1 pseudogene is annotated in these 285 nt (G+C 79.3%); it reads right to left on the bottom strand.

Annotated features, from left to right (window positions below):
- Nucleotides 1-285: pseudogene (locus GT354_RS54250) on the bottom strand (RNA helicase); the annotation flags it as partial.

Below are 285 nucleotides of genomic sequence, written 5' to 3' on the forward strand. Positions count from 1 at the left end.
GGACGGACGGTCGCCGGTGCGCGGGGCACGGTCGCGGTCGCCGTACGAGGGACGGTCACCCGAACGCGGGGCGCGGTCGCCGTAGGACGGACGCTCCCCCGTGCGCGGGCCGCGGTCGCCGCTGTTGTACGCCGGACGATCGTTGTACGCCGGGCGGTCACCGCCGCGCGCGCCGCGGTCGGCGGACGGACGGTCACCGCGGTAGCCGCCCTCACGCCGGTCGCCGCCGCCGTAGGACGGACGGTCGCCGGTGCGCGGGGCACGGTCGCGGTCGCCGTACGAGGG

Origin of the sequence: Streptomyces sp. SID3343 (assembly GCF_009865215.1) — a bacterium.
In the GTDB taxonomy this organism is placed as follows: domain Bacteria; phylum Actinomycetota; class Actinomycetes; order Streptomycetales; family Streptomycetaceae; genus Embleya.